General features: G+C 60.9%; 19 protein-coding genes. 16 read left to right on the top strand and 3 right to left on the bottom strand.

The features are described from left to right. Positions 1-43: 43 nt before the first annotated feature. The 4 genes from AM2010_RS04690 (at position 44) to AM2010_RS04705 (ending at position 10,821) form a co-directional block, all read left to right on the top strand. Complete coding sequence (locus AM2010_RS04690; protein WP_047806092.1) at positions 44-3,574, top strand: TonB-dependent receptor; 3,531 nt, start codon at positions 44-46, stop codon at positions 3,572-3,574. A gap of 101 nt (positions 3,575-3,675) precedes the next feature. Next, complete coding sequence (locus AM2010_RS04695) at positions 3,676-6,561, top strand: M16 family metallopeptidase (protein WP_047806093.1); 2,886 nt, start codon at positions 3,676-3,678, stop codon at positions 6,559-6,561. Positions 6,562-6,723: 162 nt separating this feature from the next. Then, a complete protein-coding gene (locus AM2010_RS13700) occupies positions 6,724-7,773 on the top strand; it encodes a helix-turn-helix domain-containing protein (RefSeq protein ID WP_150115234.1) in 1,050 nt (349 codons plus the stop codon). Between the two features lie 141 nt (positions 7,774-7,914). Further along, positions 7,915-10,821 carry an autotransporter outer membrane beta-barrel domain-containing protein gene (locus AM2010_RS04705; RefSeq protein WP_211255418.1) on the top strand — a complete coding sequence of 969 codons (2,907 nt, stop codon included), beginning with the start codon at positions 7,915-7,917 and terminating at the stop codon, positions 10,819-10,821. A 134-nt stretch (positions 10,822-10,955) separates the two neighbouring features. Here the strand turns inward: AM2010_RS04705 and AM2010_RS04710 are convergent, their stop codons facing one another. Both AM2010_RS04710 and AM2010_RS04715 read right to left on the bottom strand, forming a co-directional pair. Continuing rightward, positions 10,956-12,335: an aromatic ring-hydroxylating oxygenase subunit alpha gene (locus AM2010_RS04710; RefSeq protein ID WP_047806094.1), complete on the bottom strand. Its 1,380-nt coding sequence runs from the start codon at positions 12,333-12,335 to the stop codon at positions 10,956-10,958. Between the two features lie 106 nt (positions 12,336-12,441). Beyond that, entirely contained in the window at positions 12,442-13,602 is a 1,161-nt protein-coding gene (locus AM2010_RS04715) for a muconate cycloisomerase family protein (protein WP_047806095.1), read from the bottom strand. 150 nt (positions 13,603-13,752) lie between these two features. Between AM2010_RS04715 and AM2010_RS04720 the strand changes: the two genes are divergently transcribed. The 3 genes from AM2010_RS04720 (at position 13,753) to AM2010_RS04730 (ending at position 18,191) form a co-directional block, all read left to right on the top strand. After that, positions 13,753-14,661: a LysR substrate-binding domain-containing protein gene (locus tag AM2010_RS04720; protein WP_047806096.1), complete on the top strand. Its 909-nt coding sequence runs from the start codon at positions 13,753-13,755 to the stop codon at positions 14,659-14,661. A gap of 108 nt (positions 14,662-14,769) precedes the next feature. Next, entirely contained in the window at positions 14,770-17,169 is a 2,400-nt protein-coding gene (locus AM2010_RS04725) for a TonB-dependent receptor (RefSeq protein WP_082132794.1), read from the top strand. Between the two features lie 59 nt (positions 17,170-17,228). Next, positions 17,229-18,191 (top strand): PDR/VanB family oxidoreductase, encoded by a 963-nt coding sequence (locus AM2010_RS04730; protein WP_053043923.1) that lies wholly within the window; start codon positions 17,229-17,231, stop codon positions 18,189-18,191. 30 nt (positions 18,192-18,221) lie between these two features. Here AM2010_RS04730 and AM2010_RS13705 read toward each other — a convergent pair whose 3' ends face one another. After that, complete coding sequence (locus tag AM2010_RS13705) at positions 18,222-19,130, bottom strand: helix-turn-helix domain-containing protein (RefSeq protein ID WP_053043925.1); 909 nt, start codon at positions 19,128-19,130, stop codon at positions 18,222-18,224. 110 nt (positions 19,131-19,240) lie between these two features. Here AM2010_RS13705 and AM2010_RS04740 point away from each other — a divergent pair, with 110 nt between their 5' ends. The 9 genes from AM2010_RS04740 to AM2010_RS04780 all read left to right on the top strand — a co-directional run bounded on the left by AM2010_RS04740 (position 19,241) and on the right by AM2010_RS04780 (position 26,298). Beyond that, positions 19,241-20,023 carry a dioxygenase family protein gene (locus AM2010_RS04740; protein ID WP_047806098.1) on the top strand — a complete coding sequence of 261 codons (783 nt, stop codon included), beginning with the start codon at positions 19,241-19,243 and terminating at the stop codon, positions 20,021-20,023. Positions 20,024-20,092: 69 nt separating this feature from the next. After that, complete coding sequence (locus AM2010_RS04745; RefSeq protein ID WP_053043927.1) at positions 20,093-20,791, top strand: dienelactone hydrolase family protein; 699 nt, start codon at positions 20,093-20,095, stop codon at positions 20,789-20,791. Continuing rightward, entirely contained in the window at positions 20,788-21,855 is a 1,068-nt protein-coding gene (locus tag AM2010_RS04750; protein ID WP_047806099.1) for a maleylacetate reductase, read from the top strand. The genes AM2010_RS04745 and AM2010_RS04750 overlap by 4 nt, the downstream gene beginning before the upstream one ends. Continuing rightward, positions 21,852-23,069, top strand: coding sequence for a 3-oxoadipyl-CoA thiolase (gene pcaF / locus AM2010_RS04755; RefSeq protein ID WP_420834970.1), 1,218 nt, complete (start codon positions 21,852-21,854; stop codon positions 23,067-23,069). The genes AM2010_RS04750 and pcaF overlap by 4 nt, the downstream gene beginning before the upstream one ends. A 14-nt stretch (positions 23,070-23,083) precedes the next feature. After that, on the top strand, positions 23,084-23,326 hold the full coding sequence (gene nrtS, locus AM2010_RS04760; protein WP_047806100.1) for a nitrate/nitrite transporter NrtS: 243 nt from the start codon (positions 23,084-23,086) through the stop codon (positions 23,324-23,326). Then, complete coding sequence (locus AM2010_RS04765; protein ID WP_047806101.1) at positions 23,323-24,027, top strand: CoA transferase subunit A; 705 nt, start codon at positions 23,323-23,325, stop codon at positions 24,025-24,027. The genes nrtS and AM2010_RS04765 overlap by 4 nt, the downstream gene beginning before the upstream one ends. Then, the gene (locus AM2010_RS04770) at positions 24,024-24,659 is read left to right on the top strand and encodes a 3-oxoacid CoA-transferase subunit B (protein WP_047806102.1); all 636 of its coding nucleotides are present in this window, start codon (positions 24,024-24,026) and stop codon (positions 24,657-24,659) included. Before AM2010_RS04765 ends, AM2010_RS04770 begins: the two co-directional genes overlap by 4 nt. Continuing rightward, positions 24,659-25,189 (top strand): redoxin domain-containing protein, encoded by a 531-nt coding sequence (locus AM2010_RS04775; protein ID WP_053043929.1) that lies wholly within the window; start codon positions 24,659-24,661, stop codon positions 25,187-25,189. Before AM2010_RS04770 ends, AM2010_RS04775 begins: the two co-directional genes overlap by 1 nt. Beyond that, the gene (locus AM2010_RS04780; protein WP_082132796.1) at positions 25,186-26,298 is read left to right on the top strand and encodes an MBL fold metallo-hydrolase; all 1,113 of its coding nucleotides are present in this window, start codon (positions 25,186-25,188) and stop codon (positions 26,296-26,298) included. The genes AM2010_RS04775 and AM2010_RS04780 overlap by 4 nt, the downstream gene beginning before the upstream one ends. Positions 26,299-26,354: the final 56 nt, after the last annotated feature.

The following is a 26,354-nucleotide window of genomic DNA, read 5'->3' on the forward strand; positions in this document are numbered from 1 at the left end:
GCGGCCGGCAATCTGGTGAAGATTGCGGGGGTTTGATAGAATAATGCAACAGGGGATCATTCAGGGCATTCTGCTCGGCAGTGCGGCAGGTCTTGCGATAGCGATCGCGTCACCGGCGGCGGCGCAGCAGACATCACAGCCCGCGGAAGCTTCAGCCAGGGCATTGGTAAATGTCGATGTTGAGGCGCAGGAGCTGGATACGGCACTGAAGCTGTTCGCGCGACAGTCCGGTGCAGATATTCTTTATGCCCCAGATCTCGTTCGGGGGCGGAAAACGGATGGGGTCAGCGGCAGCTATCGGGTCGCGCACGCTTTGACGCGACTGCTGCGGGGCACTGGCCTGGTGTATCGCGAAGTTTCGCACAATGTCTTTGCATTGCGCGTACCTGCCGCAGCCAACGCTGAGCAGTCAGTAGATGGTGCAGCGGCGGCTCTCAGCGGCCGTGTCGTCAATGCATCGTCGGGAGCGGGGCTGCCCGGCGCACGGCTGAAAGTGGCGGGAACCCCGCTGGAGACGATAACCGACCAGGACGGGCGATTTCATTTCCCTTCCGTCCCTGCGGGCGAGCCTGAAATCTGGGTAGAATACCTCGGTCAGCCTCCGCAAACGGTGGTTGCACCCAGCGATTCTCAGGAACGCCGGGATTTTGCGATCACGGTGGGGCAGACGGCCGACCAGATCGTGGTGCGCGGTTTTCGGGGTAGTCTGGCGCGGGCACTGAACCAGCAGCTGAATGCCGCCAACAACACCACGGTCGTGTCTTCCGACCTTCTTGGCAGCTTCCCGGCGGAAACCGTATCGGAGGCATTGCGCAGAGTGCCGGGTGTCGCGTTCGGTCGCGGCGACGATACCGGGGAGGGCTCGCGCATCACGGTTCGTGGGTTCAGTTCGGAAGCGATCAATATTCAGCTTAACGGCCTGGAGCTTCAGGGAACCGGATTCGAACGGACAATCGACCTCAGCGGATTCCTCGCCGACAATATTTCGCAGATCACGATTCACAAATCGCTGCTCCCGAGTCACGAGGCCAACGGCTCTGGCGGGCTGGTCGAGATCGAAACCAAGTCGGGTCTCGATTACGGCGATTTCCAGTTCTCGCTTGGCCTGGAGGGTGAACTCGGGTTCGATCGCGATTTTGGCGAAGAATACCAGGTCAATGCCGTGCTCGCCAAAAAGCTGACGCCCAGCTTCGGCGTTGCAGCAACAGTGCAGTATCGCAAGACCGATCGGCTCAACTACGATGCCGGCATAAGCGATTATCTGCCCCCGGTCTTGCCGGACGGTTACAATTACATCTTCTACGTACCTGCGAGTATGCAGTTCCCCTTCGACGATGCGATGTCGGGACGGCTGATCAATGGTGCCAACTATTCCCGGCGGACCCGTGAAGAAGAGAACTTCACCGCGTCTTTCAATGCGGCCTGGGAAATCAGCGACACCACGACGCTGAGGTTCGATGCGCAGCGGATACAGGTTGACCAGCTTACGAACACGGCGCGGACGACGGCGTCGTTCCTGACATCCGCGATCGATATGCCCATTCCCGAACTGGATGGCGAAGTGCGCAGGCGCCAGGTTCTCGCGTCGCTGCGACCCAATCTGGCGCTGAACGTCAAGGATATTCGCACCACGCAGAATACCCTGAGCTTGCGGGGCACGACCCAGCTTGATCGTTGGGATTTCAAGTACAAGGCCGGATACAGCTTCGCACGATCGAAGTCGAACAACGCCAATCTCAGTGCGCTGGGCAACACCCAGACCTCTCTCGGAGCTATAATCGACCCCGATACGGGCGTAGTTCATCCGGATGGGGACGGCGCGTCGCGGTTTGTCGACGGGGCGTTCGTGTTGGCACCGAATGGACTGCCCATTCCGTCGTTGACCGCGTTCGGGTTCGATCTGCTCAACGCGACGAGCGAGTATAATCTGACATCCGCAAACCGGACGATCACCAACAGCCCCACCGAATCTTATATTCTGGAAGGCAGTGCCCGCTACCTGTCGCAGTCGGGCTTGCTCGATTATGTCGAGTTCGGCGCGAAGTACGACAGAAGCTCGCGCAAGAGCGCGGATGATCTGTTTGCAAGTACGTCTGTTGGCAGCCTTGCATCTATCGAGAGCTATTTGCGGGTTTTCGGAAAAGAGACCGGATTGGATTATTTCGGCGAGGGCCTGGCGAGCAGCCTCGCATTGGGTGATATCGGTGCCGGGGGACTGACCCTGCCGTTCCTGCTGGAGAGTTCGGTTGATCGGATATTCGAAATTCTCCCCAGCCTCACTCAAGATGACCCCTCGACCCCGTTCGACGAACAGCGCTTCAACTACACTGATACGCGCGGGCTAGATCCTATCAACGATCCGGGGGCGCTTACTCCCGCCCGGACGAAGGAGGAGCGCCTCGCCGCTTATATAGAAGGGAAAGTTGAGTTCGGACGGTTCGACCTTGTCGGTGGCGTGCGCATGGAACGCACCACACGCTCTGGGACGACGCTGAGTACCCCGTCGGTACGCACGGCTGACAACGTAGTAGAGCCGAGAGAGACGTTCGTAGGCGCTGGGCTGGTGGAATTCAGCGAACTCGCCGGAACGCAGACCACGTGGACGCCGAGCGCGCTGCTTAATTACCGACCGGTTGACAATGTGGTTGCCAGGCTCAGCTACAACAGAACGACCGTGAACCCCAGCCTGCGACTGATAAGGCGGCCACGCGCGATTCATATCGATCTGCGGCCCACGCAGAATCGCGTAATTCTGCGCGAAGCTAATCCGGACCTGAAGCCGACCACTACCGACAATTACGAGTTCGATGTCGCCTATTATTTCCGCGACACGCCGGGCCTCGTCAGAGCCGGGGTTTTCTACAAAACCACATCCAACAACTTCACGAACGTCTTCTTCAACGATGCAGACGATGGCAGCGTGCGGCAGGAAGTGCTGGATTATTTCGGCGATCTGGCCACGGCGCGGCCGGAACTGGTGGCGTTCGACGATGGCACGCAGTTCCTCCGCAACCGGCCGGAGAACGGCGAGGGTGGAAAGATCTACGGGTTTGAACTGGAACTGATAAGGCAGCTCGACTTCCTGCCGGGCTTCCTCGGAGATTTTGGCGTCCTGGGCAATCTGACTTACACCAAAGGCGATTTTCCGACCCTGGTTCTGGGCCGGAATGATGCCGGCGATCCGGAAACATTCTCTATCGACCGCGCGCTCGCCGATCAGGCGGCCTGGGTTTACAACGCCTCGCTCAATTATCAGCGCGGGGGGTTCGAAGGACGCCTGATCTACACGTATCAGGACGCTTCGGTGAAGACGTTTGAAGTGCATGGTCTCGACACGATCGAGCCTGATTATGCGACGCTCGATCTCAGGCTCAGCTACGATCTTCCGATCTCATTCGGTGATCTTACGGTCTATCTGCAAGGCGATGATTTGCTGCGGGATTCCGATGAACCCAGCCTGCGCTCTGCAGTAAGCTCGCAGTTCAATGACGGCCCTGCCGACTTTTTCTATCCCGGAAACTTCCAGTTCACCGGCGGCAGAACCGTCACGGCAGGCATACGGGCGCGCTTCTAAGCGTCTGGCGCGCTGCTCAATCCTGACCGCGGCCTCTGCCCAGGCTCTGCCGCGGTCAGGCAGGCTGCGCGGGTGTGCAACACTATTGAGGAAAACGATCCGTGAATAGCCAGCTCAAGAAGCATGTTTCGACACTCGCGATTGCCGCCGCGGCGTTCGCAACCTTTAGTACCCCGGCGGTCGCTCGGCCGCAGACCTCCGGGGCGGAGGTTTCGGCGACTGCCTTCCCGCAGGATGCAAGCGATCTCGAGGCCGATCCGCGTGTCACGTACGGGGTCCTGGATAATGGGCTGCGTTATGCCATCATGCGCAACCAGACGCCCAAAGGCGTGGCCGCGCTACGGATGCGGATAGACACGGGTTCGTGGAACGAGACCGATGCGCAGCGCGGTATCGCACACTTCCTGGAGCACATGGCTTTCAACGGTTCGATCAACGTACCCGAAGGGGAAATGGTCAAGCGGCTAGAGCGCCACGGGCTGGCATTCGGTGCCGACACGAACGCCAGCACGGGTTTCGATCAAACCGTATACAAGCTTAACCTGCCTACTGTCAGCGAAGAGGTGATCGACGAAGCGTTCTTCCTGATGCGGGAAACTGCCAGCAATCTGCTGCTTGATGCTGAGGCTATAGACCGCGAACGTGGTGTGATCGCATCGGAAAAGAGTGCCCGGGATTCGGTTGCGTTTCGTTCCGCCGTCGACAATTTGGCGTTCTTCACGCAAGGCAGCGGCCGGATCGATCGTCTCCCGATCGGGGTCGATGAGACGATTGCGTCGATGCCGCGAGACGAATTCGTACGCTTCTACCAGGATTATTACCGGCCGGAGAACACGTTCATCGTGTTCGTTGGCGATGTCGATCCCAAGAAAGCTCTGGATAAGATCGAAAGCTATTTTGGAGACTGGCAGCCCGCTTCCCCGGCCGGCATCAAGCGACCGCTGGTTCCTGCTGCAATCGAGCCAGGGACGATCGGGTACTATCAAGATCCGGAAGTGCTGACCTATGTCACGCTCGCTGCTCTCTACCCTTACGAACAAGGCCCCGATACGCTGGCTCGGCGCAAGGCAAAGTTCCTGCGCAATCTTGGGAACAGCATCGTCACGCGCCGGCTCAGCCGCATGGTTGATGAGGGCAGGGCGCCCTTCCTTTCAGGGAGTCTCGCCAACTATTCGCAGCGGGACATCGTGGACGGTGCGGCGGTACGTGTGAGGAGCGAGGAGGGCAAGTGGCAGGAAAGCCTGGCGGCTGCCGATGTCGAAGTGCGTCGCGCGTTGCAGTTCGGCTTCACCCAGGCGGAGCTGGACGAAGAAATCGCCCGCACGCGACGCACTCTGGAAACGGCAGTCGAACGGGCGAATACTCGCAAGACGTATGCGTCGCGCGAATACAATTATGCCAAGGCACTGGTCGATGCATTCGACAGCGAGCGTGTGTTTACGTCGCCCCAGGCGAACCTTGCCGCGTTTGAGCAGCACATTGATGGTCTGACCATCGACGATGTGGAAGCAGCATTCCAGAAGGCATGGCGCGGGTACGAAAAGCCGGCAATCTACCTGTCGACCGCCTTGGAGCTGGAAGATGTGGAAACGCAGGTAGCCGAAGCCTTGGCAGAGGCACGCACGCTTCCGGTCACCGCCCCGATCGAACGCGCTGTTCAGGATTTCGCCTTCACCGATTTCGGGGAGCCGGGCGCGATCGTTCAGGATACCTATGTCGAGGATGCGGACGCACATCTCGTGAAGTTCGCGAACAATGTGCGCCTGAACTTCAAGCAGACCGACTTCGACGCAGGAACGATTTATGTTCAGGCCAAGATCGGGGATGGTTTCTTCTCGATGCCTCCTGGCAACGACGAAGGGCTTCGCAGGCTCGCCGCCAACCTGCTGAGCCGCAGTGGCGTGGGCCCGCATACCAGCGACGATCTGCGTTCCATCTTTGCCGGTCGTCGTGTTGCTGCGCGACCGATGTTGCGAATTGGCGAGGACGCGATCCAGATCCTGGGGGCAACCGATGCCAAGGATCTGGGCGACCAGATGAACCTTATGGCTGCCTATGCCTCCGCGCCGTCTTACCGTGAAACGATCGCGAGCCAATATCGCGATCAGATCAGAGCCTGGTATCCGACGCACGATGCCACGCCGATCTCGGTCGTAAACAAGGAGGTTCCACGACTGATCCGCTCCGGCGACGAACGGTACGGCTTTGGCGACCTAGAATCGTTCATGACGCCAACCCTCGACGAAGTTCGTCAGTGGCTGGATCCGCAGCTCAAGAGCGGCCTCATCGAAATTACTGTTGTGGGAGATGTGGACAAGCAAACAGTGGTCGATCAGGTCGCCCGCACGTTTGGCGCACTTCCTCTGCGGGCCGACCGTCCCGGTTTGTATCCCGGTTCGCGCGATCTCGTTTTTCCACAACGCCCGGCAGAGCCGGTGGTGCTCCACCATGCGGGCGTTGCCGACCAGGCGCTTGCTCGCATCTATTGGCCTGCACCCGATGGCTCAGACCCCGTGACAGTCTATCGCCTTCAGGCCCTGCGTAGCATCCTGCGCAATCGCCTGACCGATGTTCTGCGAGAGGAACTGGGCAGCACATACTCGCCTGGCGTGGGCTTGGAGGCAAGTGACGAGTCCGAAGACTTCGGCTATGTCTTCGCTCACGTTACGACCGCGCCGGACGCAGCGTTTGACGTGGTTGAGGAAACCGAGAAGGTGGGCGCGAAGCTCGCTGCAGAAGGCGTCGAGCAGGACGAGTTTCAGCGCGCTATTCAGCCGTTGATCGAAGACGTCGCCAGTTCTCTGCAAAACAACGGTTACTGGGTAAATGCGCTTGCAGATGCTCAATCGGATCAGATGGGCTTGGCCCGGTTCCGGGCGCGGGGCAAAGCTTACAGAACAATGACACCAGAAGATCTTGGTGCGCTTGCGGCGCGGATCTTTAGAGTCGAAGCGGCCTATCCCATCGTGGTCCTGCCCGAACAATAGCGCGCCGAACGCAATTTCGTCGCGCATCGGCCACCCTTTTTAGCGCTCGCATCTATCCCCGCGGACGTGGAAAGGGGTGGCCGTTGTTCCGATGTATTCAATAGTTTAGGGAATTTTTTCTAACCAACTGATCCTCCACCGCTCATTCGCTCGATTCGATACTTGGGAGATGGCAGCGAGGACATATCTTTAGATTTGATTCTTTCATACGAAATGGATAGTGCTTCCCGAGGGGGCTCTATGCAGCGCTGTGACTTCTCGTCGAGGAACTTTCCGGAAAGAGACGCTGCAGAGGTGGCGCGCGAGTTTTATGCGTCGCTGGGGCACATAGAGATCGATCCGCTGGACGAGCACTATGTCGCCGATGTTTCGGTTCTGCTCCTGCCCGATTTGGCGCTGGCCCAGGTTGCCGCCTCCGCGAATACCGTGCGGCGCACGCCCACGCTTCTCGCCAACAGCAACGACGACCTGCACGTTCAGATGTTGACGGGCGGGTGTGCGACCATCAGCCAGGTGGGCCAGGAGGACCAGCACCTGCGAGCCGGTGACGTCTGGCTATCAAGCAACGACAGCATATTCCAGTGCGCTTTTGAGCGGGGCACCTATGCACGAAGCATCGCCATCCCCCGCGCCGGCTTGACGCCGCATCTGGCGGAAAGCGATTTCGGGCGGACACGGAAGCTGCGATCGACGCCGGAGCTACAATTGCTGATGCACTATGCAGCAGGCGTTATGGGGCCGCCTGGCTCTACCCCCCTTGGTCCTGATCTGGCGCGTCAGGCCGCCATTCACCTGCATGATCTCACCGCGCTGGCGCTGGGGGCCAAGCGCGATGCCGCGCATCGTGCGCAAGGGCGCGGCCTGCGCGCGGCGCGGTACAAGGCGGTGGTCGCCGACCTTCTGACCAATCTGACCAGCCCCGAGTTGTCGCTCGACTGGCTCGCAGCGCGCCATTCGATATCGCCGCGCTATCTGCGGGACTTGTTTTACGGCGAGCAGACCAGCTTTTCCGACTTCGTGCGCAACAAGCGCCTGGACAAGGCACGGGACATGCTCGCTGATTCACGGTTCAGCCACTACAACATCGCAACGATTGCCTACGATGTCGGCTTTGGCGACCTTTCCGGGTTCAACCGAATGTTTCAGCGTCGTTTCCGGCAGACGCCGTCCGATCTGCGCGCCACCGCGCGAGAGGTTGCCGCGCAACGCTGAACACTTTGGCGCCGGGCCACTGTCCCAGAATCCTGTCTCTCTCTCCAAGATATCTGCCGGGCGGACGATAGATTGTCCCTGACGTCGCCGGTTCGTGGCCCTTCTGCGCGCGCGGTGAAAACCATCAGGAGATTGAGTATCGTGACTGCAGAACCCAGGCATTGTGGCAGGTTGTACATCGCGCTTGTCGCGACCACCGCGCTGGCGGGCGTGCTGACATCCAGCCCGGCATCGGCGCAAACTGTGGGGGCGAAAGGCGATGTCGATCCGGCCGGTGCCGCGGACCCCTGGATCGTTGCCGGACCCATTTCCGTTGGCGACACTGGCGAAGGCGAACTGTTGATCGCGAACAGCGGCCTGGTCGATAGCGACGGCGGAAGCATCGGTGTCACTGCCACCGGCTCTGGCGCGGTGACTGTGCGCGGCGAGGGATCGTTCTGGGCAAATAATGCCGGCGATCTCACCATCGGGGATGCCGGAAGCGGAACGCTTCGGATCGAAGATCAGGGCGCAGTAACCAATATCGATGGGTATATCGGGCGTCTCGCCGGTTCTGCCGGCACTGTGACCGTCGACGGCCCGGCGTCGATCTGGGTCAACGAACTCGAACTATTCGTTGGTGCTTTTGGAGATGGCACGCTGCTGATCGAGAATGGTGGCAAGGTCAGCGACCTTTCAGCCTATGTCGGCGTTGTCGCTGGCGCCACTGGTGAAGTAACCGTCCGTGGCGCAGGTTCTGTCTGGACGAATGATGCGGTTCTGGTCGTCGGAGAAGCTGGAAGTGGCGTCGTGCGGATCGAGGATGGCGGCGCGGTCAGCAGTCATGCAGCCTATGTCGGCGTTGTCGCTGGTGCCACCGGTGAAGTAACCGTCCGTGGCGCAGGTTCTGTCTGGACGAATGACGAGGTTCTGGTTGTCGGAGCAACTGGAAGTGGCGCCTTGCGGATCGAGGATGGCGGCACGGTCAGCAACCTGGGCGACGGAGAGGTCGGTGTCCACGCCGGCTCGGCCAGCGTGGTGAACGTGCAAGGCGTGGGGTCAAGCTGGACGAATGGCGGAAATTTGCTCATCGGCGACGCGGGCGAAGCCACAATGACTATCGCGAATGGCGGGGCGGTGAGTAACAACAATGCCGCCATCGGCAGCGATGGAGACTCATCAGGCACGGTGATCGTGACCGGAGCAGGCTCAAACTGGACGAATGATGGCATTCTTACCGTTGGCACCTTCGGCAACGGCGCGCTGAGCATTGCCGAGAAAGGTGTCGTCACCGTGGATTCCGGCTTCGGCGCCGTAATCATTGCCGCGCAAGCCACTTCCACCGGCACCCTCAACATCGGCACTGGCGGGGCAGCGGGCATCCTCAGTGCTGAATCGGTGATCTTCGGCACAGGTGCTGGGACCCTCAATTTCGACCATACCGAGGAAAGTTATGATTTCGACCCGATCATCACCGGCGTGGGCACCATCAACCAGCTCGCCGGTGTCACCAGGCTGACCGCCGATTCCGCTTTCTTTACCGGCACCACCAACATCCTCGGCGGTTCACTCTATGTGAATAACGCACTCGGCGGGACGGTGAATGTGACAGGGGGCGTGCTCGGCGGAACCGGTCAGGTCGGCACGACAACCCTTAACTCCGGCGGCACGATCGCCCCCGGCAATTCCATCGGTACACTGAATGTGGCGGGCGATCTGACGATCGAACCCGGCTCCGTCTATGAGGTCGAGGTCAACGCCCTCGGCGAAAGCGATCTTATCGTCGTTGCCGGAACGGTGACCATCAATGGTGGGGAAGTCCGAATCATTCCCTTCCCGGATTTTGCCGTCGACACACCGTACAGCATCATCACTGCGAATGGAGGATCGGGCGCTTTCGACAGCGTCAGCTTCGGCACGGCTTCCCTGTTCATTACCCCAACTCTTGCCTACGGGCTCAATGCGGTGACGGTGACCCTCGCGCTGACCGATTTTAACAGCGTTGCGCTGACGGCGAACCAGACCGCCGCGGCTGACGGTGCGCAGTCCCTCGGTGCAGGCCCCCTGTTCAACGCCATTGTCCTTCTCGACGATGAAGCTGAGGCTCAAGGCGCATTCGATGCCATTTCCGGTGAGGTCCATGGTTCGGCAAAGACCGCCCTGCTCGAAGACAGCCGCTTTGCCCGCGAAGCTGTACTGGAGCGCCTCCGCGGGGCGACGCGCGGAGGCGCCGACGAAACTGGCCAGACCACTAACCTTTGGGCGCAGGGCTTTGGTTCCTGGAGCCGGTGGAGTGGCGACGGCAATGCCGCGAGGATGGAGCGCGACATTGGCGGGCTGTTTATCGGCGGAGACCATCAGATTGCGGACAATGTCCGCGTCGGTCTGATGGGCGGCTATAACAGCTCGGGTGTTGAACTCGATGACCGCAAATCCACGGCCTCCATCGACAGCTATACGCTCGGCGCCTACGCGGGTGGCGCCTGGGATGCTGTTTCGTTGAGGGGCGGGCTCGCCTATAGCTGGCACAGTATCGATACGTCGAGATCCGTAGGGTTCACCGGATTTTCCGACAGTCTCAACGCGTCCTACGATGCCCACACATTCCAGATTTATACCGAGGCGGCTTATGGCATCGAATACGGGAACGCCCGCTTCGAGCCTTTTGCCAACCTCGCTTACGTGGACCTTGGCACAGACGGATTCACCGAAGACGGCGGGCCGGCATCACTGATCGCGGCCAATCAGTCGTCGGATGCCACCTTCACCACGCTCGGCGTGCGCGGCGAGGCGCAGATCGATCGCGGCGACATGGGTACCACGCTGTCGGGTCTCCTCAGCTGGCGTCACGGCTTCGGTGACGGACCGACGTCAACGCACCGCTTCGATGTCGGCGGCGATGCCTTCACCGTCGCAGGCGTGCCGTTCGCTCGCGATGCTCTGGTGATCGGTGCCGGGGTCGAAATGAACCTGACGAAGAACGCCTCTTTCGGCCTGTCCTACTCCGGCCAACTGGGCTCCGGCCTTTCCGACCATGGGCTAAAGGCCAACGTGGGAGTCCGGTTCTGAACCTGCGCGACGACGCGGCCCGGCACCAATTCCGGTTACGGGAAGGCTGCGGCCGCGTCGTTGCCATGACATACGCCAAAAGGACGTCGTGCCGCCGGCCGAGTTTCCTTTTGGCACATAGCGGCGGCGATCCATCACGCTTCAGTCGTCTCGCGCTTTTTCGAAACACGGTGCGCAAGAGGATCCAAGCCAGCGGCTTGCCGCAGTTCCTGCTCCGCCTTGTGTGCATCTTTCATCATCTGGCGGACCTTGATCACGGCCCGGTCGGTGCGTGCCAAATGGTCCTTGTCCCAGCGAGCGATACGCCCTTGTGACATCTGCATGGGTGCATCTCCGCCGATAAAGCAGGCCATTCCGGGAAGAGCATCGGACTGAAGCGCGCGCTTCAGAGTAGCGGCCATGAACTTGGCTTTTGTCTTGCCCACCTTGTCTTCGTTGATAGAGCCGATCAGCCAGGCGGTGAACGATCCGGCATTGTCGGGCACGAACCAGAAATAGATCCCGTGCACCCCGCCATCCATGAACTCCTCTCCATGGTGGACGAGGTTGGGCATGAACCAGCGAATATCGTCGATCGCCTTGGTGCCGCCGTGGCCGCCGGTTTCCCGCAAGCTGGCGTAGACGCCGTTTCCGGGCAGCAATTCATACTGCACCCCGCCGCCCATCTTCTGATCGCCGAACAGATAACATGTTCTGTGCAGGCAGCCGACGTGGGTCATGTCGACCGTATTGTCGAGCTGATTGAGATAGCTGTAGGGCACCTGCATGCGGCTGCGGATCAGCCGGCCATCGCTCATCACCTCGCGCGCATGCGGCATACTGTCGAGGAATGGTTTGGGTTCCTCGATCCCCATGTAGACGAAAATGATGCCGTTCACTTCTTCTGCCGGATAGGACTTTGCCTTTACCTTCCCGCAGGCCGGGCTGTCCGGCCCATCGGCCAGAAATGCAACGCACTCGCCGTGCTTGTCGAACGTCATCCCGTGATAACGGCAGGTGATCGTCCCGACGTCTACTGCGTTCACCTGACCCAGCGAGAGCAGGGGCCCCCGGTGGGGGCAGCGGTTTTCGAGCGCACATGGGCTGCCGTCTTTATCGCGGAAAAGGACGATATTATCGCCCAGCATCTCCACGGCCTGGTGCTCATTGTGCTTCAGTTCGTGGCTGAAGAGGGCGGGATACCAGTACTCGCGGAGCCCAAAGAACGGAATTTCTTCCTGATATTCCTCGACGTAATCCCACGGGACTTCGGCAAGCGATGCAGGTTTGTCGGCTGAACCATAGTCCCGGAAATAGAATTCCGCCATCTGGGCAGCTTCGGAGGAAAAGAACTGCAGGGCCGGTTCGCCTATCGCTTCCCGATCGGTCAAGCCGGCCCGATCGGCGACTTTCCGGCGCCAGCGCCTGAACGCGACACCCGCGCCCTCGCGAAGTCTGTCCCAGTATGAATTGGTAGGGGCGACCGCGTCGAATACCGAATGCGAGTTGCGTTTGTCGGCTGGGGTGCTTGCCATGTCCAATATCCTTGTTTCAGTTGTGCGGGCGAGTGTGCCCGGAGCGCGGCTTCCTGTCCGGCGCAAGAATCCAAAGTTTGCGAAAATCGTCCGGCCGCGTCGGCGGCTATCCGACGGCTGTTCCCAGAGTGTGGGTTGAATGGGTGCGATCTCGACGCAGCGAGCGCAGCCTGTCCTCGTCGACTTCAACCGCGAGGCCGACGCCGTCTTCCAGCTTCAGTTCGAAATCCTCATATCGGGCCGGCCTGATGGCGATGTCTTCTGCCACCAGGTGCGCACCCGACAGTTCCCCGCCGTAGGGAAGATGGTCGAACGTGGCGCAGAGTTGCATGCTCGCGGCGGTGCCGATCGAGCATTCGAGGAATGTGCCCATGTAGAGCGACATCCCCATTGCGAGTGAGAGATCGGCAATCTGGCGGGCTCTACCCAACCCGCCGTGTTTCATCACTTTGATCGAAACGACGTCTGCCGCGTGGATGCGGCCCAGATCGAGAGCGTCCCTGGGGGTCGAAATGCTTTCGTCGGCCATGATGGGGGCCCTGCATGAGCTGGAAAGGCGGGCCGATCCCTCAAGATTCCATCGCGGCAAGGGTTGCTCAATCAGCTGAATCCCTGCGTCGACCATGCGGGGCAGAGCCCACTTACAGGTTGCCTCGTCCCAGCTCTCGTTGGGGTCTGCACGCACACTGCCGCGCCCCTCCAGGCCACGCGCTACGGCACACGCTCGGGCAACGTCTTCCTCTGGCGAAAGGAACCCCATCTTGAGCTTGAAGATATTAAACGTCCCCGCAGAAATGCAGCGCTCCGCTTCGTCTATTTCGGCTTCTGCCGAACCGGTGGCGAGCGGCCAGGAACACGGCAGCGCGTTTCGTTGGCGTCCGCCCAGAAGGTCGCACACGGCCACACCGGCGATCTTTCCCTGAATATCGAGCAGGGCCATTTCGACCCCGGCCTTGGCAAATGCGTTGCCAAATAGCTTGCGGTCGACAATCCGATAGAAGCCGCGAATGTCGAAGACGTCATGCCCGATCGCATGAGGCGCGATATGATCGTCGATCATCAACTTGATCGATTCGACACTTTCGCCAGCCCACCAGGGGCCTGAGGGTGTGCAGCATTCGCCGATACCCTCGACCCCGTCACTGGTTCTTACGCGGACGAGGACAACCGCGGTCGAGTCGGCCCCGATTGCCGCGAAACGCTGCGTCCGTTTCAGCGGTAGGTCCACGATAATCGCTTCGATAGATTCGATGGTGATCCGGCTCATCCTGTGTCCATTGCTGCTGCGGGAACGGACCGTGGATAAGGGGGCGACCGCATCATGGTAAAATACCGTCGGCTTGGAAATGGCATACGGTTTAGGTATCGCATGCGGAATTGAGGATACGCTACCTATATCGAAGACGGGGAGGTCTCGATGGAACTACGCCAGCTTCGCTATTTCATTGCCGTGGCGGAAGAAAAGAACTTCGGCCTCGCTGCACGGCGGCTCAACGTATCGCAGCCGCCGATCACACGGCAGATCCAGAAGCTGGAGGAAGAACTGGGCGTTCTGCTCCTGCGCCGAACGAGCAAGGGAACCGATCTTACCGAGGCCGGCCATGCCTTTCTGGAGGACGCCAGGGCCGTTCTCGCACATATGGAGCGGGGGGCCGAGCGCAGTCGGGCGGCCCAACGCGGGGAGCTGGGCAAAATTGAAATCGGATACTTCGGTTCCGTTTCCTATCGAGTGGTGCCGCACGTTCTGGAGATCTTCAAGCGCGCCAATCCCGAAGTTGAGTTGTCGTTGCGCCGGCTTAGCAAGACCGATCAGATTTCCGCTCTCAAGCAGGGGCAACTCCACGTGGGGTTCGGACGCTACTATCCGGTCGAGCCTGACCTGGCGGTGGAGGAGGTTATTCGGGAAGGGGTCGCCCTTTGCATGCCGCACCGGCTCGGCACCGACATCGACGAAAGCAACTGGCGCTCGGTTTTCGCCAACTTGCCGCTGATACTCTTTCCTGCAGCCGGCCGGCCCAATTTTGCCGACGAAACGCTCGCGCTGCTCAAGCGCGAGCGAGCCAATACGCCCGAAACGATCGTCGCAGAAGACGGCCGCGCGGCCTTGATGCAAGTGGCAATTGGGGCGGGTGCCTGCGTCGTGCCCAACTCCATGGTCGAACTGAACTGGTACGGCGTGCGATTTTTTCGTCCGCAAGCGCTGGAGGCCGAATGTCCGGTCAGCATCATCTACCGCAAGTCGGACACCAGTCCGCTTCTGCGCCGGTTCGTGCGCGCAATGCGCGAATTCAAACTTCATCCAGACATCGTCGGGCGAGAACCGTAATTCCAATAAGGTATCGATGACGCCGGAATAAAGTATTGGAGGGTATGGCAGCGGCAGCGCTAGCCCCAAGGAAACGCCGAGAAGCGTTCGTTCTTTGGGAGACGACCTATGAAACCGACCCGCTGGCCCCGCCGCCGCTTGCTGCTGACAACTGCCGCTATCTCTTGCCTTTCTTCTGCCGCCTATGGGCAATCGGATCCTGACAAAGATACGTTGCTCTCTGCGGCCCCGGACGAAGAGGCCGGGAATTCGGCTGCTCCTGTGATCGTTGTTCAGGCGCAAAAGCGAGCGCAAGGCTTGGCCGAAGTCCCAATTTCGATCGCGTCTCTTGGGGAGGAAACGCTGGAGGCGGCAGGGGCAAACGACGTCGCGTCGGTTTCCAATCTGGTGCCCAACTTCAATATCTACGAAGGCTTCGACCGGTCCGAAGTCGCCATCAACGTTCGCGGGCTGACGTCGGGCACAAGCAATCCGGGCATCGACCCCAGCGTCGGCTTTTTCATAGACGGCGTATATATTGCGCGGCCGGCGGCACTTACCGGCAAACTGATTGGGGTGGAGCGCTTCGAGGTGCTGCGTGGCCCCCAGGGCACGCTCTACGGCCGCAACACCTCAGCGGGGGCAGTCAACGTCTATACTAAGGATCCGGACGATGAATTCGTCAGCGAGTTTCTCGCAGGATACGGCAGCTACGATCTGGTCGATTTGCGAGGACGGCTCTCGGGTCCATTGGGCGAATTCGGCGGAGTATCGTTTTCCGGCTACTATGGCCGGCAGGATAGCTATCTCGACGATGCTCTGACCGGTCGACCGCTCGGGCAGAACGAAGATTATGGGTTCCGGGGAAAGCTCGTACTGGAGCCTACGCCGGAGTTTTCTATCAGCCTGATCGGAGACTATTCCCAGAGCACTTCTACCGCATCGCGCGTGGTCGGTGCCTTTTACAAGGATCAGCATGACGTCGCTGCCGTCCTCGATGCGGCGCAGAATGTCGATCCGACGGTGGCGAGCCTCTTGCGCTTTGTCGAAAACGTTCCACTGCCTTTCAGCAGGGATACTCTGCGCAGCGTTCCCGAAGCCGACGATCTCGAGCAGTATGGCGTTTCTGCGCAAATCGACTGGGATACCGGCCCGGTCACCATCACATCGATCACCGCCTATCGCGAATCGGAGGATTATGCGGCGGTCGATCCGGACTTCACTCAGCTTGACCTGTTCCTCACTTCCGTCCGCAATGAGGATGAACAGTTTTCGCAAGAGCTGCGCATCGCCAGCAACCCGGTGTTCGGTCGGTTCGATTTCCTGCTCGGCCTGTTCTACTACGATGCCAGCTTCTCGGCCAACACGCAGACCCAGTTCGGGGTCCCGCTCTTCGCGAGATACAACGCGACGATGCCGGCCGATCCGATCACCCGGCCGCAGAGCGCAAATTCGATCGCAACCCAGGATACGGAGGCATTCGCGGTTTTTGGCCAACTGTCGTACGAGATCGTGGACGACCTCACGCTGACCTACGGTTTTCGGTACAATGACGAAAGCAAGGCCGGGGTGACAAACCAGAACCCTGACCGGGGTATCAATTCGTCCAGCGGCATTCCCTTTCCCCTCCAGTTTCCGGTTTTTCTGGATCTTGGCGCGTCGGTAGAAGGGGATGACTGGATCAACATGGCCAGCCTCAACTATGAGATTGACGCCAACAGCAATGTTTATGCGACCTACGCCGAGGGAGTGAAATCCGGCGGTATCAACGCCAGCATTCTTCTGAACACCAACGGGCTGACGTTTGAAAAGGAAAGTTCGACCAGCTACGAGATCGGTTACCGAAACGTTTTCGGAAACGGGCTGCGTTTGAACTTGGCCGCCTTTTATACCACGTTTCGGAATCTGCAGGTCCAGACCTTCGATCCGACGAACCCGGCCAACATCATCGTCGAGAATGCCGGCGAGGCCGAAATCTACGGCGTCGAAGGCGACCTGTTCTGGCCGATTGCTGAAGGCCTCGAGTTCAATCTCGCCGCAGCGTACAATCACTCGGAATATGTCGATACAGTCTTCCCGGGAAGCGCACCGGTTCAGAATCCGGCCGTGCCCGGCGTGGACTTCTATCTACCTGCTCTGCGCGACGCAGATGGCCTGACTTTGAGCCGGGCCCCGGAGTTCACGTTGTCGAGCGGGCTTCAGTATACCTTCGCATTGTCGAGCGCACTCGATGCCACGCTTCGCGCCGATTACAGCTACAGCGGGTCACAGTATCTCGATGCAATCCTAAGTCCCGAAAGTGAGATCGACGGATTTTCGCTGGTGAACCTGCGTGCGTCGATCCGGACTGCCGATGGCCGCTGGCAGCTGTCGGCTTATGCAAAGAACGTTCTGGACCAGAACTACTACACCCAGATTATCGCAAGCCCCGCTGCCGCCGGTCTTGGCGTGGACCCGGCAATTCCGACGTTCTTCGGGGCCCCCGGTGCCCCGCGGGTGATCGGCATAGAAATCCGAAAATCTTATTGATCGTAACCAGGACATCGGGCCGCAGCCGGAGCCGCTGCGGCCCTCCAGAAAGGGTCGACGTGTCGCAATTGATTAAAACGCAGGTTGTCAGCAAGGATGAGGTTGCGGACAACATCTTCGCTTTCGTGCTGCAAGCTCCTTCCGAGGAAGCGGGCTTCGCCAAAATTGCCGGGGCGCATGTCGATGTGCACCTGCCCAGCGGGTTGGTTCGTCAATACTCCCTTACCGGGCTCAAGCGGGATGTTCGCGGACAGATATCGATCGCTGTCCTGCGAGAGCCCAACGGGCGTGGCGGCTCGGCCGAACTTTGTGATTCAGTGGTCGTGGGCGACGATCTCATGATCTCGAAGCCGCGCAATACGTTCGATCTCGACCGAACTCGCGACGCTTACCGGCTCCTTGCCGGCGGTATTGGGCTCACTCCGATTCTTCACATGGCCATTGAACTCGCGGAGGTCGGTCGTGACTTCCAGCTCGATATCTGCGCTCGCAATCGCGACGCGGTGCCGTTTCGCGCGTACCTCGCCGATGCTCCGTTCGCGGACCGGGTGAACTATCACTTCAGTGACGAGGGGCGGCGGCTCGATCTCGCGACTTATATCGAGGATATTCCTGCGCGAACGCAACTTTATGTTTGCGGGCCCGGTCGGATGATCCGGGAAGTGGAGAAACTCACCCAGGGGTGGGGTATGGAGCGTGTTCGTACCGAGCGGTTCGAGAACGCTGTGGAGCAACTTTCAGCCGAGGACAAAGGTGCATTCACGGTCGAGTTGGCCCGTAGCGGAAAGAGTTTCCTCGTTCCCGAGGACAAGACCATCCTGGAACTTCTGAACGAAATGGGCGTCTCCAGGGATTCGTCCTGCCTGGAGGGGGTTTGCGGGACCTGCATCACCGATGTCATTTCCGGTGACCTCATTCACCGTGACGCTTGCCTTTATGATGAGGAAAAGGCTGCCAACAGCATGATGGCAGTATGCGTATCCCGCGCGAAACCCGGCACTGTCGTGGTGTTGGACCTCTAGGGTTGTCACCCGCAAGAATGATGGGGTCTCTCAGCGAATGTCCTGCTCGCGCGGTGTCATCCGGCGATAGGTCGATGGGCTGATGCCAAATCTCTTGCGGAACGCCTTGGCAAACGCGGAATCCGTTTCGTAGCCAACTTCAAATGCCACGCGCGAGACGGTTTCGTCGCTTTCCGACAAAAGGCGAGCGGCCCGATCGAGTCGCTGGTTGCCGACGTAGGCGGCGGGTGTGATGCCGACGGTTTCACGGAAACGTTCTGCAAAGCTCGACCGCGAGAGCCCGGCGATCTGCGCCATTTCGTCGACCGACCATGACTTGCCGGGTTCCGCATGGACTGCGTTGATGACCCTGCGAATGCCTGGATCGCTTGATGCCCTGCCGAGATCGACGCCGCGTGCGTCGATATCCGCCAGGATGGTCTCCAGAAAGATTGCTGCAGCCATTTCGGCAAGGCGGCGCAGCATGAATTGACGCTGTCTTTCGCGGTTGCTGGCGTAGTGCCGAATCAACGCAAAGATGAGGTCGAGACGACCACTACCTTTCTGCCGGTCGGGGCCGAACACCATCAGATCCGGTACGACGTCGGGCAGTGGATTGGCACTCGTCGGCACACGGCAACACAATGTCCGCCCCGCCGCGTCGACCCTGTCGGTGTCGACGTTGAAGGGGGGCTGGAGATCTCCCCGCCTGGAAGGCTGCGCCCCGGCCAGACAGATCGAATGAGCGGTGCCGCGCGGTATGGCGATTATGTCGCCCGGGTTTGCCGTCGCCTGTCGGTTCTGCATGCTGACGATCGTGTCGTGTGTCTCGCAGCAGTAGACCGCCGAATAGGCCTGCGCAGGAACGTCATACCGCGTTCCCGGCTGCAAGTCGGACAGGCCGGCGACGATCTCGGGAATGCGGATCGTAGGTAAAGACGTTCGGGCCGACAGTTCCACTTGATACCCTGCGCGTATCCCTGAGCTGGTCAAAAGGTATTAGACGGTATCACGAGCTCTCCGTAGGCTGTCCAGCGTAAAGTTTCGAAGTGGAATCGGGATAGGGTACTATGGCTCATAATCGCCTCGATCAGATCGTCGGCACGATCGTGGAATCGGTCCGCGACGCAGTAAAGTCTCAGGATATCACGTTCGAGGAATACCGTGCCGCAATTGGGTATATGATGAAGATTTCGGAAAGCGGCGAATTGCCCCTTCTCATCGATGTCTTCCTGAATGCTGCGATCGTGGACGTAATCAACAAGAACGCGCACCCTTCTGCATCACCGTCGGATATGGAAGGGCCCTATTTTCTCGATAATGCGCCGGTCGTTTCCGATGGCCGCATCAAGACGCTCGATCAGTACCAGGGCGATCAGCCGATGATCGTGCGCGGGACTGTACGCGATATAGACGGCGCGCCGCTTGGCGGCGTGCTGGTCGATATGTGGAGTTCCACGCCGGACGGCAAATACGGTGGAATACACGACGGTGTGCCAGTCGACTTCTATCGCGGCAAACTAAAAACCGATGCAGACGGCAGGTTTGAATTTCGCAGCACCGTGCCGGTCGCGTACCGTATCCCCGACAGTGGCCCTACCGGCGCATTGCTGGAGATGATGGGGCGCCATAGCTGGCGGCCGGCCCATGTGCACCTCAAAGTGCGAAGCGAAGGATATCGGGAGCTGACGACCCAGCTATATTTCGAAGAATGTCCTTACGTCCGTTCGGACTGTTGCGAAGGCATCATCCCCAGCGAGTTCGTCTACCCCGAGATTGTCGAGAACGGCGCCCGTATTCTCGAGGCCGACCTTGTGATCGAGCCCGACAGATCGGCGCGAGCTGCCGCCTGATCCGGCGCATCGTCGCTGCCGGATGCGCGGTGGCGACCAGTCCAGAATTCCAGCTGACGGAGAGTATCCATGTGCCATGGCGCCGCCATTGACGCCTTCCCTGCGCCTGCCGGCGGAGAGAGCTTTGCCAGTCAAGTCCAAGGGTTTCGCTTCGCCACCCCCAGAGGGAAGCGGGTCGCCATCCTGCCGGATATCTACGGGTGCAACGATTTCTATCGCGGACTGGCTGTCTTGCTCCAACAGAACGGCGCGGACGTGTGGCTGGTGGACACATTCGCAGGGCTGGGCGAACTGCCCGAAAATACGCGCGAGGCGGCCTTCGCTCGCCGCGACCGAGTGCGCGACAAGACCTTTCTCGATCGTTTCGAGGCCTTCGCAGGCGCGGAGAAGATCGGAGCGGTAATCGGCTTCTGCCTTGGTGGACTATATGTCTTCGAACTCGCCCGTCGGGGCCTGGATGCCGACCTCCTCGGCCTGTACGGGTTTCCCCAGGGGCTGCCCAATGAAGATCCCCTACCGGCCCCGCTCGACTACCTTCCGCAAGTCGAAAAGCCATTCACCATGTTGATGGGGCGCAGCGATGAATCGGTCGGTGCTGACAATATCGCGCGGCTCGAAGCGATTGCGCCGGATGCGCCGGCGATGGATCTGACGATCTACGACGGCGTCGGCCACAATTTCCTCCCGTTCCTCGACAGCGACGACCCGGGCAAGCACGCGGTAGCCGTCGATGCGCGCGATCGGATCCTGCGGGTTGCGGCGTCGTGACTGCACCCTTCACCTATACTGCCAACCCGTCGCGGGTGATCTTCGGTTCGGGCACGCTGGCCCGGGTGGGCGAGGAGATCGAGCGGCTGGGCCTTGACCGCGTGATGATCCTGACGACGCCGTATCAGGCCGAAGAGGGGCAACGCCTCGCGGCGCAGTTGGGAGATCGCGCCGCCGGGGTCTTCGGCGAGGCGGCAATGCATACGCCGGTCGACGTGACAGAGCGGGCGCTCGCCGAATTCGAGCGATCCGGCGCCGCCGGGATCGTTTCCCTGGGAGGGGGATCGACCATCGGGCTGGGGAAGGCGATCGCGCTTCGCAACGATGCGCCGCAGCTGGCAGTGCCGACTACCTATGCTGGCTCGGAAATGACGCCGATCGTCGGCCAGACGGAAAATGAGCGCAAGACCACCCAGAGAACGCCGAAGGTGCTGCCGGAGACGGTCGTCTACGATGTCGACCTCACGCTCCATCTTCCCCGCGAAATGACGGTAACCAGCGGGATAAACGCGATCGCCCACGCAGTGGAGGCGATCTACGCCGAAGGCGCGAACCCGGTTCTCGGCTTGATGGCCGAAGAAGGCATCGGGGCGCTGATGTCTGCCATCGGAAGGCTGGGAGAGGAGGGCATGGGCGCCGACCCCGAGGCGCGCAGCGATGCGCTTTACGGCGCCTGGCTATGCGCCGTGTGTCTCGGGCAGGGCGGTGTGGCCCTGCATCACAAGCTCTGCCACGTGCTGGGGGGCACATTCGATCTTCCGCACGCGCAGACGCACACGGTGATCCTTCCCCACGCTCTTGCCTACAATGCGCCTGCCGTGCCGGACGCGATGGAACAGCTGAAAAGAGCAACCGGTTCCGCTTCGCCCGCTGCAGCGTTCTATGACCTTGCAGCGGATGCGGGTGTGCCGACGTCGCTGCGCGAGCTGGGGATGCCCGAAGACGGCATCGATCAGGCGGTCGAGATCGCTCTCGAAAACCCCTACTACAACCCGCGCCCGCTCGAACCGGAACCGATGCGGGATCTGCTGGCCGCCGCCTGGGCCGGGGAACGGCCCGCATGATGCAGGGTTCGCCGGCATTCCTTTGCGAGAACAGGCGATCGGCCATCGGGCGCTATGGCGGGGTGCTGTCCGGCGTTCGCCCGGACGACCTGGCGGCGCAGGTCATGGCCGCCACGCTTGCCGCGGCGCCGCAAGTCGACCCTGCGGCAATCGACGAGGTTATCCTGGGGTGCGCCAACCAGGCCGGCGAGGACAATCGCAACGTCGCCCGCATGGCGTCCCTCTTGGCCGGCATGCCCGAAAGCGTTCCCGGGATTACCGTAAACCGCCTGTGCGCCTCCGGCCTCAGCGCGGTCGCGCTGGCCGCAAGGGCCATCGCCTGCGGCGAGGCGGACCTGGTGCTGGCGGGCGGCGTCGAATCGATGTCTCGGGCCCCTTACGTCATGGCCAAACCGGCCGCCGCCTGGTCGCGCACGCCGCAAGTCCATGACACGACGATAGGCTGGCGTTTCGTCAATGCGGAGCTGGAGCGGCAGTACGGCGTCGATTCCATGCCGGAGACGGCAGAGAACGTTGCCGCTGCCTACGGGATCTCGCGCGAGGATCAGGATGCTTTCGCGGTCCGATCGCAGGAACGCACTGCGCGCGCGTGCGCTGCCGGCCGTCTCGCCGAAGAGATAGCGCCCGTCCAGCTGCCCGGGCAAAGGGGCGATCCGGCGATCATCGACCGGGACGAGCACCCGCGCCCTGCAACCACGCGGGAGCAGCTGGCGCAGTTGCCCGCACCGTTCCGGCAGGGCGGCACTGTGACCGCAGGCAACGCATCCGGCGTCAACGATGGCGCCGCGGCCATGTTCATCGCCAGCGAACGAGCGGTGGCGCAACATGGATTGACGCCACTGGCCCGGATTACCGCGACAGCGAGCGCCGGCGTTGCGCCCCGTCTCATGGGCATGGGGCCGGTCGAAGCGGTGAACAGACTTTGCACGCGCCTCTCCCTAGCGCCCGGCGATTTTGACGTCGTCGAGCTAAACGAGGCTTTCGCCGCGCAGGCGCTTGCCGTGCTGCGCCAGCTCGGGATCGATGACGATGCGGAACACGTCAATCCCAACGGCGGTGCTATCGCTCTTGGCCACCCGCTGGGAATGAGCGGTGCGCGCCTGGCGATGACGGCCGCACGCGAGCTGCATCGTCGCGGCGGCCGACGCGCGCTCGCGACGCTGTGCGTCGGTGTTGGGCAAGGGGTTGCGGTCTCATTCGAGGCGGCAGCGTGATGTCGCCCCGGAGGATGAGCCTGATCGATGCCCTCCTTTTGCGGGCAACGATCCATCGCGCTGCAAAAGTCGGCGTGATCGTCGGCACTCTTCTCATCCTGCTGAACCATGGGGACGCGATCCTGCAGGGGCAGTTTCCGGCGTGGTGGAAGGTCGTGCTGACCTATCTCGTCCCCTATTCGGTCAGTTCCTATTCCACCGCCGTGCTGATGCACGATCTCTCCGTTGCAGGGCTTCCGCCGGAGCGTGCGATATGAACAAGGTCTACGACACCGCTGCAGCGGCACTGCAGGACGTTGCAACTGACGGCATGTTGGTGGCCTGCGGCGGGTTCGGCCTGTGCGGATTGCCTGAAACCCTGATCGATGCGCTGTTCGATACCGGGGTGAAGGATCTCACGGCCGTTTCCAACAACGCAGGTATCGACGGCGTGGGGCTTGCGCGCCTGATCGAGGAAGGACGGATCGCCAAGATGATCTCGTCATACGTCGGTAACAACAGGACGTTCGAGCGCGCCTATCTGGCGGGCGAGGTAGAGCTGGAATTCAGCCCGCAGGGCACGATGTCCGAACGCCTGCGCGCAGGCGGGGCAGGAATACCTGCATTCTATACCCGCACGGGCGTCGGCACGCAGATCGCCGAGGGCAAGCCGCATGCCGAATTCGATGGCCTGACATACGTTCAGGAGCGCGCCATCCGCGCCGATCTGGCACTCGTGAAGGCTGAAGTCGCCGATACCCGGGGCAATCTGATCTATCGCAAGACTGCGCGAAACTTCAATCCAATTATGGCAGCCGCGGGAAAGATCACCGTCGCGGAAGTGGAGCGCATCGTGCCCGCTGGCGAACTGGACCCGGACTGCATTCATACACCAGGCATCTACGTCGACCGGATCGTTCGCGCGACAAGGCCGAAGCGCATGGAATTCGTGACCAACAGCAAGGTGTCGGCGCAATGAGCTGGACCCGGGACGACATGGCCAGGCGGGCGGCGGCCGAACTGGAGAGCGGTTTCTACGTGAACCTGGGAATCGGCATTCCCACCCTCGTCGCGAACCACATCCCCAGGGGGGTCGACGTGATCCTGCAATCCGAAAACGGAATGCTGGCGATGGGCCCGTATCCGGATGCAGGCGAGGAGGACCCCGATCTCATCAACGCGGGAAAACAGACCGTGACCGAACTGCCGGACACGAGTTACTTTTCGTCCGCGGAAAGTTTCGCAATGATCCGCGGCGGACATATCGACCTGGCCATCCTCGGCACGATGGAGGTGTCCCATAACGGCGACATCGCCAACTGGATGGTTCCGGGCAGCATGGTGAAGGGCATGGGCGGGGCGATGGATCTCGTCGCAGGGGTCAGGCGTGTCCTCGTGATAACCGACCACCTGACGCGAACGGGCAAGCCCAAGCTGCTCCGGCAATGCCACTTGCCCTTGACCGGCACCGCCTGCGTGGACCGGGTGATAACCGACCTCGGCGTGTTCGACGTGACCGGAACCGCCTTCCGCACCGTGGAGCTGGCGCCCGGCGTTACCCTCGACGAGGTGCGCGAGAAGACCGACGGTACGATCGAGGACGCGCGGTAGTGAACGGCCATCGAACTCTGCTGCCCGGCACCAGGGCGCCTCAACTGTCATTCGCGCTTGCCGACGGTGGTCATTGGTCGCTGGAGGACGCCGAGGCGAAGCATTTCGTCCTTATCGATTTCTATCGCGGGCTGCATTGCCCACGGTGCCAGCTCCATCTCGTCGACGTGAAGAATAAACTGGCGCGGTTCACGCAGCGCGGCGTCGCCGTCGTTGCCGTTTCCATGGACGGGCGCGACCGGGCGGAGGCTGCTCGCGACAGGTGGGGGCTGGGCGGCCTGACACTCGGCTATGGTCTTTCGGAAGATCAAGCGAGAGCCTGGGGTCTGTACCTGACGGAGGCGATGAGCGAGGCCGAACCTGCGCGTTTCAGCGAGCCGGCGCTGATCATGGTTCAGGCGGGTTCGGGCCGGGTTTATTCGGCTGTGTACGGCACCAATCCGCTCAACAGGATACACGCCAGCGATATTCTGGAAGGCATCGATGCCGTGCTGGCCCGGGACTATCCGCCACGGGGCACGCTGGCATGATAGCCCCCGATCGACCTGCAGCACACAAGTCGTGGTTCAGGCGCGCCTCGTCCATAGGCCTCGTGCTGATCGCTGCGGCGCTCGCCTTCCTGGCATTTCTGATCTGGAACGGAAGTCGGTTGCTCGACGCCCCGCTTGCGGCCCTTGCGGGAGATCGCATGGTGCCGGCTCACGACGAGCTTTTTGCAGCCGATGCATTGCGGGTATTCGTTTGTGGTTCCTCGTCCCCGCTTGCCACGCCCGATCGGGCCAAGACCTGCATTGGTGTCATCGCCAATGGCCGTATCCTCCTGTTCGACACCGGCGCCGGCTCCATGCGCAATATTGAGAACTGGAGGCTGAAGCCGGAACGGATCAGCCATGTGTTTCTCACGCATTTCCACTCGGATCATTTCGCGGATCTCGATGAAGTAGCGGTCCAGTCGTGGATTATGGGCCGTAGTGAGCCGATCACCGTCTTCGGCGGGGAAGGGGTCGAACGGGTGGTAGAGGGCTACAATCAGGCGCTGGCGCTGGATGCCGGATATCGCAATGCCTACGGCACGGAACGCTTTTTCCCAATTGCTGCGGCGACGCTGCGTCCTCACCCCATCTCGCCGCTCCCCGGTCGGGCGGTTCCCGTCTTTCGCGAAGGCAAACTGGTCGTTTCCGCCTTCGCGGTCGATCACGGCATCGTGAAGCCGGCCCTGGGCTACGAGGTTCGATATGGCGACCGGCGGATCGTGATCTCGGGCGATACGCGACGAAACCCCGGGCTCGAGACTATTGCCGAGCAGACGGACGTCTTGTTCCACGAAGCCTATTCGGGGCGGCTGACCGAGATTATCGGCAAGGGCGCCCGACAGAGCGGAAACGCGCGGATGCAGTACATACTGGGGAAGGCGGGCGATTATCATACCCCGTCGGAAGATTTTTCCGAACTTGCCGGCAGCACCCGTGCCCGGCGGGTGGTGATGTACCACCTTGCCCCCCCACCGGACAATTTCGTCATGAAGCGGATATTCCTTTCCGGCATGCCGGATAACGTCACCCTTGCCGAAGATGGGCAGCTGTTCACCCTCCGCCCCGGCGAAACCGGCATCGACGAAAGCTGGATTGCAGCACCCTGAGCGCGGCCGCAATTTAAGCTGCCACCACTATTGGGGGCTGGCTGGCCCAGAAAAAG

The sequence above is a fragment of the Pelagerythrobacter marensis genome (assembly GCF_001028625.1).
In the GTDB taxonomy this organism is placed as follows: domain Bacteria; phylum Pseudomonadota; class Alphaproteobacteria; order Sphingomonadales; family Sphingomonadaceae; genus Pelagerythrobacter; species Pelagerythrobacter marensis.